Source organism: Methylobacterium sp. BTF04 (genome assembly GCF_010692745.1).
Lineage (GTDB): Bacteria > Pseudomonadota > Alphaproteobacteria > Rhizobiales > Beijerinckiaceae > Methylobacterium.
On sequence record NZ_JAAHTB010000002.1, the window covers coordinates 52,937 to 68,771 of the forward strand.

The following is a 15,835-nucleotide window of genomic DNA, read 5'->3' on the forward strand; positions in this document are numbered from 1 at the left end:
TTTCGCTACACAAGGTGGATCGACGCCGGATGGCTGAGTTCAGCGGACAAACCAAGCCCGCGTCGAATGCGATCGATCGATCCGAACGGCCGGGCCGCGTCGGGCTCCTGCTGGTGCTCGCGGGCCTGCTGGTCGGGGCGGCGGTGGGGCTGTCCTTCGTCGCCAACGAGCAAGCTCAGCCGCTCATCCTCGGCCTGTTGGCGCTGCTCGCCATGGCCGGCGTGTTCTGCCTGTTCGCCCTCGCCATCGGGGCGCTCCAGCTCGCCGGGCAGACCGCCCGCGACGACATCACCAAGGCCATCGTCGACGCCTCTCCGGATGGTGCCATCGTGGTCGAGGATGGCGGCCGCCTGATCTACGCCAACGAAGCCTACCTGCGCGTCGCCGGGGGCGAGAGCTTCGCCAACCTGCGACCGGTGGAGCGGGTCTTCGTCGGGTCGCCGGAGGTCTCCGAGGCGGTCTACCGGCTGGCGCAGGCCGCCCGCGACGGCCTCGGCCATGTGGAGGAGATCCGCATGGCACCGCCGCCCGGCGGGGGTGGCGAGCGCGCCTTCGCGTGGTTCCGCATCGCCGTGCGTCCCATCGACCGGCCGCGCCGCGCCGCCGCCCTCTGGACGGTGAGCGACATCACCCACGAGCGCGAACGCCAGGAGAACGTCTTCCAGGAACTCCAGCACGCCATCGACTATCTCGATCATGCGCCGGCCGGCTTCCTGTCCATCGATCCGACCGGGTCGATCGTCTACATGAACGCGACGCTCGCCTCCTGGCTCGGCTACGACCTCGCCACGGTGGGCTCCGGCGGCCTGCGCCTGCCCGAGATCGCCCCCGGCGCCGACGTGCTCACCGCCACCGAAGGCCTGCCCGGCGAGGTCCGCACCGATCGGTTCGACCTCGACCTGCGCCGCCGCAACGGCCATCCGCTCCCCGCCCGGCTCTACCATCGGGTCGCCTTCGGGCAGGACGGCCGGCCCGGTCCGTCGCGGACCTTCGTCCTCAACCGCTCGGCCGGCGCCGAGAGCGACGAGCCCCAGCGGGTGGCCGAGGTCCGCCTCGCGCGCTTCCTCAACAACAGCCCGATCGCCATCGCCACCCTCGACCGGTCCGGGCACATCGCCCGCGCCAATGCGTCGTTCGCGCGCCTGTTCGGCGGCATGCCGCGCCAGGCGCTCCCGGATGGCCGCAACGACCTCGTCGGCGAGCCGACCATGTGGGAGGCCGTGGTCGAACGCGACCGGGCGGCCCTTGAGAGCGCCCTGGCGAAGGCCGCCGGCGGCCTCGCCGAGGTCCAGCCCATCGAGATCGCCGTGGCCGGCCCCGGCAATCGCTCGGCGCGGGTCTGGCTCAGCCCGGCCGGCGGCGAGGGCGCGGCCGCCTCGTCGGATTCCGAGACGGAGCAGGGCGACCGCGAGCGCGTGATCCTCTACGCCCTCGACACCACCGCCCAGCGCCAGCTCGAGCAGCAGGTCGCCCAGGCGCAGAAGATGGACACCGTCGGCCAGCTCGCCGGCGGCATCGCCCACGATTTCAACAACGTCCTTCAGGCCATCATCGGCTATTCCGACCTGCTGCTGGCGAGCCACAGGCCGACCGATCCGGCCTTCCAGGACATCATGCAGATCAAGCAGAACGCCAACCGGGCCGCCAGCCTGGTGCGGCAGCTGCTGGCGTTCTCCCGGCGCCAGACCCTGCGGCCCGAGGTGATGAGCGTCGGCGAAGCGCTGTCCGACCTGACGCTGCTGCTGAAGCGGCTCCTCGGCGAACGGGTCGACCTCGACCTCAAGCACGGGCGCGACATCTGGCCGATCAAGGCCGACGTCAACCAGTTCGAGCAGGTCATCGTCAATCTCGCGGTCAATGCCCGCGACGCGATGCCGGAGGGTGGGCGCCTGCTCATCCGCACCGCCAACGTGGTGCACGACACCGTGGCGGCCGAGAACCCGATCGGGATGCCCGAGGGCGATCACGTCCTCATCGAGGTTCTCGACACCGGGCAGGGCATCCCGCCCGACGTGATGGAGAAGATCTTCGAGCCGTTCTTCACCACCAAGGACATCGGTAAGGGGACCGGCCTCGGCCTCTCGACGGTGTTCGGCATCGTCAAGCAGAGCGGCGGCACCATCGACGTGCGCTCCACGGTGGGCGAAGGCACGGCGTTCCGCATCTACTTCCCGCGCCACGAGCCGGTGGCCGAGCCGGAGCCGCTTCCCGCGCCCGACCAGTCCACCGCGGAGATCGCGGCCAACCGCCTCAAGGGAACCCCGGAACTTGCCAGACCCGGGGCCGAGAAGCCGCCGCGCAAGCCCGCCCCGGACCATACCGGGCAGGGCGTCATCCTCCTCGTCGAGGACGAGGACCCGGTACGCGCCGTCAACAGCCGTGCCCTGTCGGCCCGTGGCTACACCGTGCTGGAGGCCGCCTCCGGCCTCGATGCCATGCGCATCATCGAGGACAAGAACCAGATCATCGACCTCGTGGTCTCCGACGTGGTGATGCCCGAGATGGACGGGCCGACCCTGCTGCGCGAGTTGCGCAAGCACCATCCCGACCTGAAGGTGATCTTCGTCTCCGGCTATGCCGAGGACGCCTTCCGCAAGAATCTGCCCGAAGGCGAGGATTTCAACTTCCTGCCTAAGCCGTTCAGCCTGAAGCAGCTGGTCGAGACGGTGAAGGAGACCATCGCCCGCTGAGCGGTAGCTCCGGCACGCCAGCCAGGGCGAATGCGTGCGCGTGTTCGCCCTGAATCTTTGGTCCCGCACCTTGCGAAATGAGAACAAAACAGGTACATGAGTCGTCATCCGAGGCGCATTGAGCCTTGCTCCCACCCCATGCATAAGGATGCCGACGAATGGCCCAGCCCTCGCTGAAAATTGTGGAAGCCCCGATGGTGGACAAGGACAAGGCGAAGGCGATCGACGCCGCGCTGTCGCAGATCGAGCGCGCGTTCGGCAAAGGCTCGATCATGCGCCTGGGCAAGAACGACAAGGTCCAGGAGGTCGAGGTCGTCTCCACGGGCTCGCTCGGCCTCGACATCGCGCTCGGCGTCGGCGGCCTGCCGCGTGGCCGCGTGATCGAGATCTACGGACCGGAATCCTCGGGCAAGACCACGCTCGCCCTCCACACCATCGCCGAGGCCCAGAAGAAGGGCGGCGTCTGCGCCTTCGTCGACGCCGAGCACGCCCTCGATCCGGTCTACGCCCGCAAGCTCGGGGTGCAGCTCGACGACCTGCTGATCTCGCAGCCCGATACCGGCGAGCAGGCCCTCGAGATCACCGACACCCTGGTGCGCTCGGGCGCCATCGACGTGCTGGTGATCGATTCGGTGGCGGCACTGACCCCGCGCGCCGAGATCGAAGGCGAGATGGGTGACAGCCAGCCCGGCCTCCAGGCGCGGCTGATGAGCCAGGCCCTGCGCAAGCTCACCGGCTCGATCTCGCGCTCGAAGTGCATGGTCATCTTCATCAACCAGATCCGGATGAAGATCGGCGTCATGTACGGCAGCCCCGAGACCACCACCGGCGGCAACGCGCTGAAGTTCTACGCCTCGGTCCGCCTCGACATCCGCCGGATCTCGACCCTGAAAGACCGCGACGAGGCCATCGGTAACCAGGTCCGCGTCAAGGTCGTGAAGAACAAGGTCGCGCCGCCCTTCAAGCAGGTCGAGTTCGACATCATGTTCGGCGAAGGCGTCTCCAAGGTCGGCGAGCTCATCGACCTCGGGGTCAAGGCCGGTATCGTCGAGAAGTCCGGCGCGTGGTTCTCTTATGCGAGCCAGCGCCTCGGCCAGGGCCGCGAGAACTCGAAGGGGTTCCTGCGCGACAACCCGGATATCGCGGCCAAGATCGAAGCCTCGATCCGTCAAAGCTCGGGCATCCTCGCCGACAAGATTCTCGATAACGTCAAGCCCACCGCGGACGACCTCGACGAGGGCGAGGCCTGAGGCTTCCGCTGCACTGCGATCAATCCGCAGTGTTGAGGCGCGATAGAAAAAAGCCGCCGGACCGGGTCCGGCGGCTTTTCTTTTGGTGATGAGGGTGGTGCGGCCCCCATCGGGGCCGGGACGCTCAGGCGCTGTAGGGCAGGATCTTGATGAACAGGCCCCACAGCACGAACAGGATGCCGACGATGGAGACGCCCCAGAGAATCGAACGGATTTTCGGGATGCCGAAGCCGAAGACCGGCAGGTAGGCGAGGCGGCCGAAGAAGTAGAGGTAGGCGCCGAGCACCACGGCGGTGTTGTGGCGATCGCTCACCACGCAGGCCAGCACCAGGGCGGCGAAGATCGGGAACGTTTCGAAGAAGTTCTTCGAGGCCTTCTCGAGCCGGGCCGCGGCGCCGGTCACCGTCGGCGTGGTGCCCTCGCGATTGCTGGAGGCCCAGTCGAGTCCGCCCCGCTGCTTCAGGCCACTGGCGGAGGCGGCGATGATGTGGACGAGGCCCAGGAAGCAGGACCAGGCGAGAAGGCGAATTTCAACCGGCATACGAAACGTTCCTGTCACGGGTGTGAGCTACGCAGTTCCTAGCCCGGCGCTGGCGAAAAGCGAAACCGCCCGTGACTTGCGCCGGAACGCTCCGTATGAGAGCGCCAGCGTGGCTCGAACCCCTGGAAGGGTGAGGGACCGCGGGCATGTGCGCGCGCCGGCCGGGCTTGGTGGCCGGCTCGAGCCCTATGACAGAGTCATTTGCGATGAGCGGCGTCAACGAAATCCGGTCGACCTTCCTCGACTACTTCGCCAAGGCGGACCACGAAGTGGTGCCGTCCTCGTCGCTGGTGCCGCGCAACGACCCGACGCTGATGTTCACCAATGCCGGCATGGTGCAGTTCAAGAACGTCTTCACCGGCGTCGAAAAGCGGCCCTACACCCGGGCCACCACGGCGCAGAAATGCGTCCGCGCCGGCGGCAAGCACAACGACCTCGACAATGTCGGCTACACCGCCCGACACCACACCTTCTTCGAGATGCTCGGCAACTTCTCGTTCGGCGATTATTTCAAGCCGCAGGCGATCGAGCTGGCCTGGACCCTGATCACCAAGGAATTCGGCCTGCCCAAGGACAAGCTCCTGGTCACGGTCTATGCCGACGACGAGGAAGCCGCCACGCTGTGGAAGAAGATCGCCGGGTTCTCCGACGACAAGATCATCCGCATCGGCACCTCCGACAATTTCTGGCAGATGGGCGATACCGGTCCGTGCGGCCCGTGCTCGGAGATCTTCATCGACCAGGGCCCGTCGGTGCGCGGCGGACCGCCCGGTTCGCCGGACGAGGATGGCGACCGCTTCCTCGAATTCTGGAACCTCGTGTTCATGCAATACGAGCAGATCGAGCCGGGCAACCGCCTCGACCTGCCGCGCCCGTCCATCGATACCGGCATGGGCCTCGAGCGCATGGCCTCGATTCTCCAGGGCGTGACGACGACGTTCGAGACGGATCTGTTTCGCGCGCTCATCGATGCGGTCTCCCACGCGGTGGGACGTGGGCCGGAACCCGGCACCGTCGCCTCGTACCGCGTCATCGCCGATCACCTGCGCGCCGCCGCCTTCCTGGTCGCCGATGGCGTCCTGCCGGGGAGCGAGGGCCGCGGCTACGTCCTGCGCCGGATCATGCGCCGGGCCATGCGCCATGCCGAGCTGCTCGGCTCGCGCGAACCGATGATGTACCGCCTCGTGCCGGCTTTGCTGCGCGAGATGGGGCAGGCCTATCCTGAGCTCGTCCGCGCCGAGAGCCTCATCGGCGAGACCCTGCGCCTCGAAGAGACCCGGTTCCGCCGCACCCTCGAGCGCGGCCTCGCAATCCTCGATTCCGAGAGCCGCGACCTCGCCCAGGGCCAGAACCTGTCGGGCGAGACGGCCTTCACCCTCTACGACACCTACGGCTTTCCCCTCGACCTGACGCAGGATGCGCTGAAGGCGCGCGGTATCGGCGTCGACACCGACGCGTTCAGCGCCGCGATGGAGCGCCAGCGCAAGGCGGCGCGCGCCGCCTGGACGGGTTCGGGCGAGGCCGCCACCGAGACCGTGTGGTTCGGGCTCAAGGAGCGCGTCGGCGCCTCCGAATTCCTCGGCTACGAGACCGAGCAGGCCGAGGGCATCGTCACCGCGCTCCTGCGCGACGGGGCCGAGACCGACACGCTCTCCACCGGTCAGACCGGCCTGATGCTACTCAACCAGACTCCGTTCTACGCCGAATCGGGTGGTCAGGTCGGCGATACCGGGACGCTCACCGCCGCCGGCCTGAAGGCCCGCGTCACCGCCACCGAGAAGAAGCTCGGCGACCTCTTCGTTCACCACGTCACCGTGGACGAGGGGCGGCTCGCCATGGGACAGGCGGTGGAGCTCGGGGTCGATCCGGCGCGCCGGGCGGCGATCCGCGCCAACCATTCCGCGACCCATCTCCTGCACGAGGCCCTGCGTCAGGTGCTCGGCGACCACGTCGCCCAGAAGGGATCGCTGGTCTCGGCCGACCGCCTGCGCTTCGACTTCAGCCACCCCAAGCCGATGGATGAGGCCGAGATCCGCGCCGTCGAGGACATCGCCAACGCGGTCCTGCTCCAGAACACCCCCGTGGTCACGAAGCTGATGGCGCAGGACGAGGCCGTCGCCTCGGGCGCACGCGCGCTGTTCGGCGAGAAATACGGCGACGAGGTCCGCGTCGTCTCGATGGGTCTGCCGGTCGCCGGCGCGCAGGGCCGCCTCAAGGCGTTCTCGGTGGAGCTCTGCGGCGGCACCCATGCGGCGCGCACCGGTGAGATCGGCCAGGTGTCGGTGGTGGGCGAATCGGCCGTCGGTGCCGGCGTACGCCGGATCGAGGCGCTGACCGCCGGCGCGGCACGGCGCTTCCGCGCCGAGGAGAGCCGGACGCTCGGTCAGATGGCCGGTCTGCTCAAGGCGTCGGCCACCGATGCCCCCGACCGGCTCGCCGCCCTGATCGAGGACCGCCGCCGCCTGGAGCGCGAACTCACCGAGGCGCGCAAGAAACTGGCGATGGGCGCATCCGGCGCCGGCGATGACGGCATTGCCGAGATCGGCGACATCAAGATCATGGCCCGGGTGGTCGAGGGGGTCGAAATGCGCGACCTCAAGAGTCTGGCCGACGAGGGCAAGGCCCGAATCGGCTCGGGGATCGTCGCGCTGGTCGGCGTGGCGCCCGACGGCAAAGCCGGCCTCGTGGTCGGCGTCACCGCCGATCTCACCGAGCGCTACGATGCGGTGGCGCTGGTGCGGGCCGGTGCCGGCCATCTCGGCGGCAAGGGCGGCGGCGGACGCCGCGACATGGCCCAGGCCGGCGGCCCCGAGGGCGCAGGCGCCGAGGCGGCCCTCGACGCGATCCGGGCGGCGCTGGCGGGCTGAACGGTTTCCGGTTGATGACCTCGGTGACCCGAAGCGCAACAGGCACCCTCTCGCGTTCGGGAGAGGGTAGGGGCGTGGGCTCTCCGTGAATGTCACGCACCTCACCCTGTCCCTCTCCTTCCAGGAGAGGGGACCCGAGCTTGTAGGCGACCGAAGCAACTCAACCGAAACGGCAGGAGACTGTCTGCGCTCGATCGCTTCGGTCACTTGCAAGCTTGGACCGCTTCTCCCAAACGGGAGAGGGGCCCCGTTCCACCCGTGTCGTCAGCTGATGCGTTTCCAGGTCTGCCGCTTGCAGAACACGCTCATGACGCAGCCGGAGACCTCGACGGTGTTGGCGCCCTTGAGCACGAGGCCGCCCGAATAGGTCTTGCCGTCCTTCGGATTGTAGAGCGAGCCCTCGTATCCATCCGAGGTCGGCTTGCCGGCGTTCATGATCTGGACGCCGACGAGGCTGCGGGTCCGCAGGGCCGCGTCGGGATTCTTGTCGTCGAGGCCGGGTCCCGAGACGCTCACCAGCGTGCCGCAATAGCCGGCGCCGCAGCGGGCGATCCGGACCTTGGAATCGCCGGTCTCGGTGAGCCACAGGCCGCTCGGATCACCGGCTTTCTGGGCGAGGGTCGGGCTCGAGAGGGCGAGCCCGACCAGCAATGCCGCGCCATAGCGCCGGACCGCCTGCTTGCTCACTGCCATCGGACTCTGCCTTTCGCCGGTCATTCGGGACCGGCGCCATAGCGCGGGGCCACGGCGCACTGCAAGCCTCACGGCGTCAGCGACCGTCGAGAACGGCGCCCAGATAGGTCTCGTGGACCTCGCAGAACGGAATGCCGTCGGGCGTGCTGAGCAAAGCCTCGATGGCGAACAGGGCGTCGTCTGGTCCGAGCGTTCCCTCCGACCACAACAGGCGCAGATCGAGATTACGGCGCGTCGGCGCCAGCGGATGGACCACGCGTCCGAAGGGAAGCTGCGTCGCGTCGAGGAGGCGGTTCATCTCGCGCGTCAGCCGGGCCGGGACATACCAATTGTCGGCCTCGGACAGCGTATGCGGGCCGCAGGAGAGGCGGACGCGGCGGTAGCGCAGGGTTTCGCCGGGGGCGAGCTGGAACAGCCGCTGCCGGTCTTCGTCGAGTGCGCGGTCCGCGCCGTCGACCCGCTCGGCGACGATCGCCGGCCCCGACAGACCGCGCTCGACGCACCAGGCCTCGAGGATGGCGGTGGCGCTGTGGCCGGACAGCAAGCGCCGCGAGAGCGTCTCGATCAGACCCGCAGGCGACGCTTCGGAATCCGGTCCGCCCGTCGAGACGCGGGGGCGAGGCGAGCCGGCGGGAGGGATCATTGCGTCGAGCACCGGTGGGACCGTGTCGGCTTCGCGGAGCCGAGACACAACCTGTCGCAGATCGCACCGTTGGATGCGAGGCGCCTGCAACCGCTTTGGAATGTCGCGAGATCGCCGAGGAGCGAAGGAAAAATGGTGGAGCCTAACGGGATCGAACCGATGACCTCTTCCATGCCATGGAAGCGCTCTCCCAGCTGAGCTAAGGCCCCACTTTACACACCGCGACGGACTGGACGACCGCGATGGTCTTCAGAGCCGGCGGCACGTCGTGCCCGCTGGCGATGGCGGTGATATACGGCCGCTTCGGTTCGCCCTCAAGCCCAAATCGCGTCGGCGCGCAGGATTCTTCAGGGGCGCCGAGCGTCGGTCGCGCCGGCAAGGCCAGGTCTCCGGTGCCGAGAAACGACACGGGACAGGCCCACGACTTCACTGCAGCACAGTATCGGGAGGGGTCGCAAAGGCCATCGCGACGCTGGCGAGCCGCCGGCGATCAAGCGAATAAGATTGGCCTGAAAAGAAGGTTGGTGGAGCCTAACGGGATCGAACCGATGACCTCTTCCATGCCATGGAAGCGCTCTCCCAGCTGAGCTAAGGCCCCACTATAACCCAACACGACGTCTGGATACGTCCGTGATGGTCGAGGTCGACGGGCGGGCTTGCTGCCCGCCGTCGATGGCGGTGATGTACTTGGGCTTCCGCCCGGCCTCAACCCCTATTGTGCCGTGTCGGCAAACTTTTTTGCCGACGTTCCGACCCGGGGAAAACCGCCGCCGGCTTTTCGTCGAGGCGGAGTGATCCGGCCGAAAGCGCGACGATCTCAGCTCTCTTCGTCGTTCTCGATATCGCCGTCGATCAGGTCGGCGACGTCGTCGTCGCCCGAATCCTCCTCCTCGAGGAAGGTGTCGTCGGTATCGGCGGTCTCGGTCTCGTCGCCGTCGGTGGTGGTATCGGCTTCGTCCTCGGCGGCCTCGACCTCATCGAGGGAGACGATCTCCGGACCGCCCTTCTCGGCGTCCGTATCCTCATCGTCGTCGGCCGGCACGGCGGCGGCACGGGCGGCGAGGGCGGGCGCGGCGACCCGGCTGGTCACGGCGGAAACCTGATAGATCGTCCCGCATTTGGGACAGGTCGCCGGATCCTTGTCGAGATCGTAGAACTTCGCGCCGCAGCTCATGCATTGACGCTTCAAGCCGAGTTCCGGTCTGGCCACGGGCGAACCTCTAAGTGCTATTCTGGGGAGAGGCGCCCCGTTAGTCGGGCGAGAGGTTCCTGTCAAATCTTGGCTGTTCGATCGTCAGTCCCTCCGACCGCCGACATCTTCGGTGGTGGGCACGTCCGGCTCTCGCGGCGGCGTCGGATGACTGCGGCCCGCGTGCGTGATAACCGGCGCGCAGAACCGTCACATGCGAACCATCGCCCATGCGTGCCCCGGCACAGTGTTCGATGGGCAAAGCCGAAAAGTCGACGACCGTGTCCCATGATTCCGCGCCGCAACCGCTGACCGCCTCGGCGGGCCTCCCCCTGCAGGGGTCCCTACGTCCGCCGGGCGACAAGTCGATCTCGCACCGGGCGATGATCCTCGGGCTCCTCAGCATCGGCGAGACCCGGGTCGAGGGGCTGCTGGAGGGTGACGACGTGTTGCGCACCGCCGCCGCGGCCCGCGCGCTCGGCGCGACGGTGGAGCGCCTCGGCGATGGACGCTGGCGGATCCAGGGTGTCGGCATCGGCGGCCTCACCGATCCGGCCGAGGTGCTCGATTTCGGCAATGCCGGCACCGGGTCGCGCCTGATGATGGGCGTGGTCGGCGGCCAGCCCGTCACCGCGACCTTCGACGGCGATGCCTCGCTGCGCAAGCGCCCTATGCGCCGGATCCTCGATCCGCTGGTCCGCATGGGCACCGAGGTGGTGAGCGAGGAGGAGGGCGGACGGGTGCCGCTCACCCTGCGCGGTCCGCGCGAGGCGATTCCGATCACCTACGAGACGCCGGTGGCGTCGGCGCAGATCAAGTCGGCGGTGCTGCTCGCCGCGCTCAACGCGCCCGGCGTCACCACCGTGATCGAGGCGGCGGCGACCCGCGATCACACCGAGCGGATGCTGCGCCTGTTCGGGGCCGAGGTGTCGGTGACTGCGCACGGGGAGGGCGGCCATGGCCGCTCCATCGCGCTCACCGGACAGCCGACCTTGCGCGGCACCGACGTCATCGTGCCGGCCGATCCGTCCTCGGCGGCGTTCCCGCTGGTGGCGGCGCTCCTCGTGCCGGGCTCGGACGTGACCATCGAAGGCGTGATGATGAACCCCCTGCGCATCGGGCTCATCACCACCCTGATCGAGATGGGCGCCGATATCGAGCGCCTGCGCGAGCGCGACGAGGGCGGCGAGACCGTCGCCGATCTGCGCGTGCGGGCGAGCCGGTTGAAGGGGGTCGACGTGCCGCCCGAGCGGGCCCCGTCGATGATCGACGAATACCCGGTGCTGGCGGTGGCCGCCGCCTTCGCCACCGGCACCACCCGCATGAACGGCCTGCACGAATTACGGGTGAAGGAATCCGACCGCCTCGCCGCGGTCGCCGATGGCCTCGCCGCCAACGGCGTCGCGCATGTGGTGGTGGGCGACGACCTCGTCGTCCATGGCGATGGATCGCCCGCGCGCGGCGGCGGCACGGTGGCGACGCATCTCGACCATCGCATCGCCATGGCGTTTCTGGTGATGGGATTGGCGACCCGCGAACCGGTGACCGTCGACGACGGCGCGATGATTGCGACGAGTTTCCCGAGCTTCCTGCCAACGATGCAGGCGCTCGGTGGCCGGATCGAAGGATAGCGCCATGCCGATGGTCATCGCGATCGACGGGCCAGCCGCCTCGGGCAAGGGCACGCTGGCCAAACGGCTGGCTGCCCATTACGGCCTGCCCCACCTTGATACCGGGCTGCTCTACCGGGCGGTGGCCCTCACGGTGATCGATGCGGGCTACAGCCTCGACGACCATCAGGCCGCCGCGCGCGCCGCCGCCGCGCTGATCGTCGACCGTCTCGCCGATCCGCGCCTCCGTGAGCGGGCGATGGGCGATGCCGCCTCGCGCATCTCCGCGGTGCCGGCGGTCCGATCGGCTTTGTTGTCGTGGCAGCAGCGTTTCGCCGGGGGCGCCAGCGGCGCCGTGCTCGACGGGCGCGATATCGGCACGGTGGTCTGCCCGAAGGCGCAGGTGAAGCTGTTCATCACCGCCGCCCCGGAAGAGCGCGCGCGCCGTCGCCACCTGGAATTCGTCCGCCGCGGCGAGCCCACCACCCTGAACGCGATCCTCGACGACATCGTCGCCCGCGATGCGCGGGACGCCCAGCGCTCCACGGCGCCACTCAAGGCCGCCGCCGACGCGGTCCTGCTCGACACCACGGAGCTCGATGCGGACGAGGCCTTCGCGGCCGCCCGCGCCGTCGTCGACCGCGCCCGCCCGCATTGAAGGCGAGTCACCCGTCTCCGCTCGATCGCTTCGATCTCTTTCAAGCGCGGGGGTTCCTCTCCTGAAAGGAGATGACTGGGGTCAGGTGTTACCCTTGTCCCCAGTCTGAACATCCCAAACGTGAGAGGGCGCCTGTTGCGCCCATGCCCACCGAGGTCTTCGACCGAAATCCGTATCAGGAGTCAGGCTCCGCCCCGAAGCGGTTGAGACCCGGGGTTCCCTGCCGCAGAAACGTCTCGACGAAGAACCACGACAAGAAGCCGAGGATCACCAGCACTCCGACGATCACCACGACCGGGTGGCGGTCGGCCGCCGTCTCGATCGGCGCGAAACTGGCGGCGTAGACCAGGGCGTAGACGCCGAGCCAGGCTGCCGAGCGGTTGCGGTCGTGGAGGCGTCGGGCGGTGCGTGCTCCGAGGACGGCGAGCACGATCAGGTTGCCGGCGAAGGCGAGAATCCCAAAAAGCCTGAAATCGAGGGCGGCCAGCCAAATCGCGAGGCAGACCAGGCCGGCGAAGGCCAGCACACTCCGCACGAAGTGCAGACGATAGGCATGGGCCGACAGGCGCCCGCGCGGATCGAACGCCCGTCGGATCCGGGACAGGGCGGCACCCCGCATCAGGTGCCCCTCGGCTTGACGCGGCGGGTCGGCGGCTCGGCCACCGGGTCTTCCGGCCAGGGATGGCGCGGATAGCGCCCGCGCATCTCGGCACGCACGGCGCTCCACGAACCCCGCCAGAACCCGGGCAGGTCGCGAGTGATCTGGATCGGGCGCGAGGCCGGCGACAGCAGGTGCAGGACGAGGGGCACCCGGCCGCCGCCGATGGCGGGATGGCGCTCCAGGCCGAACAGTTCCTGCACCCGCACGGCCAGAACCGGGCCGCCCTCGGCATCGTAATCGACCGGAATGCGCGACCCCGTCGGCACCTCGACATGGGTCGGGGCTTCGGTGTCGAGCCGGGCGCGCAGGGTCCAGGGAAGAAGCGACTGCAAGGCGCGCCCGAGATCGTCGGCCGCGATGGCCGCCACGCTGGTGCGGCCGACGATCTCGGGCGCCAGCCACGCGGTGACGCTGGCGCGCAGCGCGTCGTCGGAGAGATCCGGCCAAGGCTCGCCTTCCGCCGACCTGAGAAAGGCGAGCCGGGCCCGCCATTGCGACAGGGCCGGAGTCCAGGGCAGGGTGTCGAGCCCGGTCTCGGCGATCCCACGCGCCAGGATTTCGGCCGAGGCGGCGTCGGTGGGAACCGGCAGGATGCGCTCGCCCAGGGTCAGGCCACCGAGGCGGCGGGTGGCGCGGGCGCGCAGCGAGCGCGACGCGCGGTCGAACGCGACCTCGGTGCGCTGCGCGATGCGGTCGGCGAACAGGCCCTCGATGGTCTCGATGTCGATGGCGGCGGCTGCGAGGATGCGGGCATTGGCGGCCGTCCCGACGATGTCGGCGACGACGATGTACGGTTCGCGGGCCAAGGCCGCAGCCGGATCGAGGCGCCCGGCCCGGCCATTGGCCATGACGAACTCCCCGTCGCGTCCGCGCGCGCGCGCCACACGGTCCGGATAGGCCAGGGCGAGGAGCGCGCCGATCTCTCCGGACGCGGCCGCTGTGGGGGCCTCGGTCGATGTCCTGGCGAAACTCTCGGCCTGCCGCGCCCAACCATCGGCGAGCCGGCGCATATCGCCGGCGCGGGTGCCGCGATCGCGCGCGAAGCGCTCGACCCGCTCGGAGAGATCGACGCCGTCGCCACCGAGGCCGCGTTCCACCAGCACCGCCGCCAGATTCGCGGCGGCGCGGGCACGATCCTGCCCGGCGGCACTCACCACCATGCGGGCGAGGCGCGGCGGCAGCGGCAGGGCGCGCAGGGCTGTTCCGGTGGGCGTCAGGCGCCCATCGGCATCGAGGGCTGACAGATCGGCGAGCATGGTGCGCGCTTCCTGCAGCGCCGGCGCCGGCGGCGCGTCGAGGAAGGCGAGGCTGGCCGGGTCGGATACGCCCCAGGCGGCGCAATCGAGTACGAGCCCGGCGAGATCGGCTGCCAGGATCTCGGGGCGGGTGAACGGCTCCAGCGCGCTCGTCGCCGCCTCGGCCCACAGGCGATAGCAGATGCCGGGTTCGGTCCGGCCGGCGCGGCCGCGGCGCTGGTCGACGGAGGCCCGCGACGCCCGTGCGGTGACGAGGCGGGTCAGACCGAGGCCGGGCTCGTAGAGCGGCACCCGGGCCAGCCCGGAATCGACGACGATCCGGACGCCCTGGATCGTCAGCGACGTCTCGGCGATGCTGGTGGCGAGCACCACCTTGCGCAGGCCGGGTGGCGCCGGCGCCACGGCGCGGTCCTGCTCGGCGGGTGTCAGCGCCCCGTAGAGCGGCGCGATCTCGGTCTGCGCATCGACCCGTTCGGCGAGCAGCGTCGCCACCCGGCGAATCTCGCCCTGTCCGGGCAGGAAGGCGAGAACCGAGCCCGGATCGGCGCGCAGCGCGCGCAGGATCGCGTCGGACATCGCCTCCTCGATGCGTGTGTTCGGGTCGCGGTCGAGGTGGCGAGTCTCCACCGGATAGGCGCGACCCGCAGATTCGACCACCGGCGCGTCCGAGAGCAGGCGCGCGACGCGGGCCCCGTCGAGGGTCGCCGACATCACCAGGATCCGCAGATCCTCGCGCAAGGCGCCCTGCGCATCGAGGGCCAGGGCCAGCCCGAGATCGGCATCGAGCGAGCGTTCGTGGAATTCGTCGAAGATCACCGCGCCGACCCGGGTGAGTTCCGGATCGTCGAGGATCATCCGCGTGAACACGCCTTCGGTGACGACCTCGATGCGCGTCCGGGCCGATATCTTGGAGCCGAGGCGCACCCGCAGGCCCACGGTGTCGCCGACACGCTCGCCCAGGGTCGCGGCCATGCGCTCTGCGGCTCCGCGCGCGGCGAGGCGGCGTGGTTCGAGCAGGATGATCTTGGACTGTCCGAGCCAGTCGGCATCGAGCAGTGCCAACGGCACGCGGGTGGTCTTGCCGGCCCCCGGCGGCGCCACCAGAACGGCGGAGCGATTGGCCTCCAGGGCCGCGCGCAGGGCCGGCAGGGCCGCTTCGATCGGCAGTGCGGTGGAGGCAGGAGGAGAGGTCAGGGACGCCATCGTGACAGGCTCGTGGCGCGAACGGGGCAAGACCGCAACCCGACCCCAGTGCATTCATCGGCGCCACGTTTGAGCAAGTGGAAAATTCCTGAACCGTTTCAGCCCATTGTGAGTAGTTTCCCTACCAATTCGTGGGAACGGATTGCCATTCGGAGACTTATCGGCTGAACGCGCGATCGGCGCGTGACGAGAGATGACCTGAATGACCAAGATTGCACTCGCCCTCGCCACCAGTACCCTTCTCGGCGCCTTTGGTCTGACGGCCGCGTCCGCCGCCCCGCTGATGGCCGCGACCGCACCGATCGTCGCCGGCGACCAGGGCGTCGATCAGGTGGCCTACCGTCATCACCGCGGCATGCGTCATCACCACGGCATGCGCCATCACCGCCGCATGCCGATGTCGCGCATGAAGAGCGATCCGAACAGCCGCAACCCGTCGCAGCCCGGCTACATGCAGCAGAAGGGCAACACCTCGGGCGGCCCGCGCTACTAGGACTTTTCAAGTCTGATCGGCGACCGATTCGCCTTTCAGGGGCCGGCGTGCTTGGCACGCCGGCCTTTTTCGTCTCGGACG

Annotated in this window: 12 protein-coding genes and 2 tRNA genes; 6 read left to right on the top strand and 8 right to left on the bottom strand. The window is 69.1% G+C overall.

The features are described from left to right. Positions 1 to 29: 29 nt before the first annotated feature. Together G3T14_RS01720 and recA are read left to right on the top strand one after the other, a co-directional pair. On the top strand, positions 30 to 2,690 hold the full coding sequence (locus G3T14_RS01720) for a PAS domain-containing sensor histidine kinase (protein ID WP_163639411.1): 2,661 nt from the start codon (positions 30 to 32) through the stop codon (positions 2,688 to 2,690). A 158-nt stretch (positions 2,691 to 2,848) separates the two neighbouring features. Continuing rightward, positions 2,849 to 3,940, top strand: coding sequence for a recombinase RecA (gene recA / locus G3T14_RS01725; RefSeq protein WP_163639413.1), 1,092 nt, complete (start codon positions 2,849 to 2,851; stop codon positions 3,938 to 3,940). 124 nt (positions 3,941 to 4,064) lie between these two features. Here the strand turns inward: recA and G3T14_RS01730 are convergent, their stop codons facing one another. Continuing rightward, entirely contained in the window at positions 4,065 to 4,481 is a 417-nt protein-coding gene (locus G3T14_RS01730) for an MAPEG family protein (RefSeq protein ID WP_163639415.1), read from the bottom strand. 206 nt (positions 4,482 to 4,687) lie between these two features. Between G3T14_RS01730 and alaS the strand changes: the two genes are divergently transcribed. Then, positions 4,688 to 7,348, top strand: a complete 2,661-nt coding sequence (alaS, locus tag G3T14_RS01735; protein ID WP_163639417.1) for an alanine--tRNA ligase — start codon at positions 4,688 to 4,690, stop codon at positions 7,346 to 7,348. A gap of 264 nt (positions 7,349 to 7,612) precedes the next feature. Here alaS and G3T14_RS01740 read toward each other — a convergent pair whose 3' ends face one another. From G3T14_RS01740 to G3T14_RS01760, 5 genes are all read right to left on the bottom strand, one after another. After that, on the bottom strand, positions 7,613 to 8,041 hold the full coding sequence (locus G3T14_RS01740; RefSeq protein WP_163639419.1) for a DUF2147 domain-containing protein: 429 nt from the start codon (positions 8,039 to 8,041) through the stop codon (positions 7,613 to 7,615). 76 nt (positions 8,042 to 8,117) lie between these two features. After that, complete coding sequence (locus G3T14_RS01745; RefSeq protein ID WP_163639421.1) at positions 8,118 to 8,684, bottom strand: hypothetical protein; 567 nt, start codon at positions 8,682 to 8,684, stop codon at positions 8,118 to 8,120. Between the two features lie 133 nt (positions 8,685 to 8,817). Continuing rightward, a tRNA-Ala gene (locus G3T14_RS01750) sits at positions 8,818 to 8,893 on the bottom strand. Positions 8,894 to 9,206: 313 nt separating this feature from the next. Then, a tRNA-Ala gene (locus tag G3T14_RS01755) sits at positions 9,207 to 9,282 on the bottom strand. A 219-nt stretch (positions 9,283 to 9,501) separates the two neighbouring features. Further along, positions 9,502 to 9,894 carry a TIGR02300 family protein gene (locus G3T14_RS01760; protein ID WP_163639423.1) on the bottom strand — a complete coding sequence of 131 codons (393 nt, stop codon included), beginning with the start codon at positions 9,892 to 9,894 and terminating at the stop codon, positions 9,502 to 9,504. A 260-nt stretch (positions 9,895 to 10,154) separates the two neighbouring features. Between G3T14_RS01760 and aroA the strand changes: the two genes are divergently transcribed. Together aroA and cmk are read left to right on the top strand one after the other, a co-directional pair. Next, entirely contained in the window at positions 10,155 to 11,504 is a 1,350-nt protein-coding gene (gene aroA, locus G3T14_RS01765) for a 3-phosphoshikimate 1-carboxyvinyltransferase (RefSeq protein WP_163639424.1), read from the top strand. Positions 11,505 to 11,508: 4 nt separating this feature from the next. Continuing rightward, positions 11,509 to 12,141, top strand: a complete 633-nt coding sequence (gene cmk / locus G3T14_RS01770) for a (d)CMP kinase (protein WP_163639426.1) — start codon at positions 11,509 to 11,511, stop codon at positions 12,139 to 12,141. Positions 12,142 to 12,316: 175 nt separating this feature from the next. Here the strand turns inward: cmk and G3T14_RS01775 are convergent, their stop codons facing one another. Together G3T14_RS01775 and hrpB are read right to left on the bottom strand one after the other, a co-directional pair. Beyond that, complete coding sequence (locus G3T14_RS01775; RefSeq protein WP_163639428.1) at positions 12,317 to 12,760, bottom strand: DUF805 domain-containing protein; 444 nt, start codon at positions 12,758 to 12,760, stop codon at positions 12,317 to 12,319. Continuing rightward, on the bottom strand, positions 12,760 to 15,261 hold the full coding sequence (hrpB, locus tag G3T14_RS01780; RefSeq protein ID WP_204262571.1) for an ATP-dependent helicase HrpB: 2,502 nt from the start codon (positions 15,259 to 15,261) through the stop codon (positions 12,760 to 12,762). Before hrpB ends, G3T14_RS01775 begins: the two co-directional genes overlap by 1 nt. 202 nt (positions 15,262 to 15,463) lie before the next feature. Between hrpB and G3T14_RS01785 the strand changes: the two genes are divergently transcribed. Further along, positions 15,464 to 15,754 (top strand): hypothetical protein, encoded by a 291-nt coding sequence (locus G3T14_RS01785; protein WP_163639430.1) that lies wholly within the window; start codon positions 15,464 to 15,466, stop codon positions 15,752 to 15,754. Positions 15,755 to 15,835 lie beyond the last annotated feature (81 nt).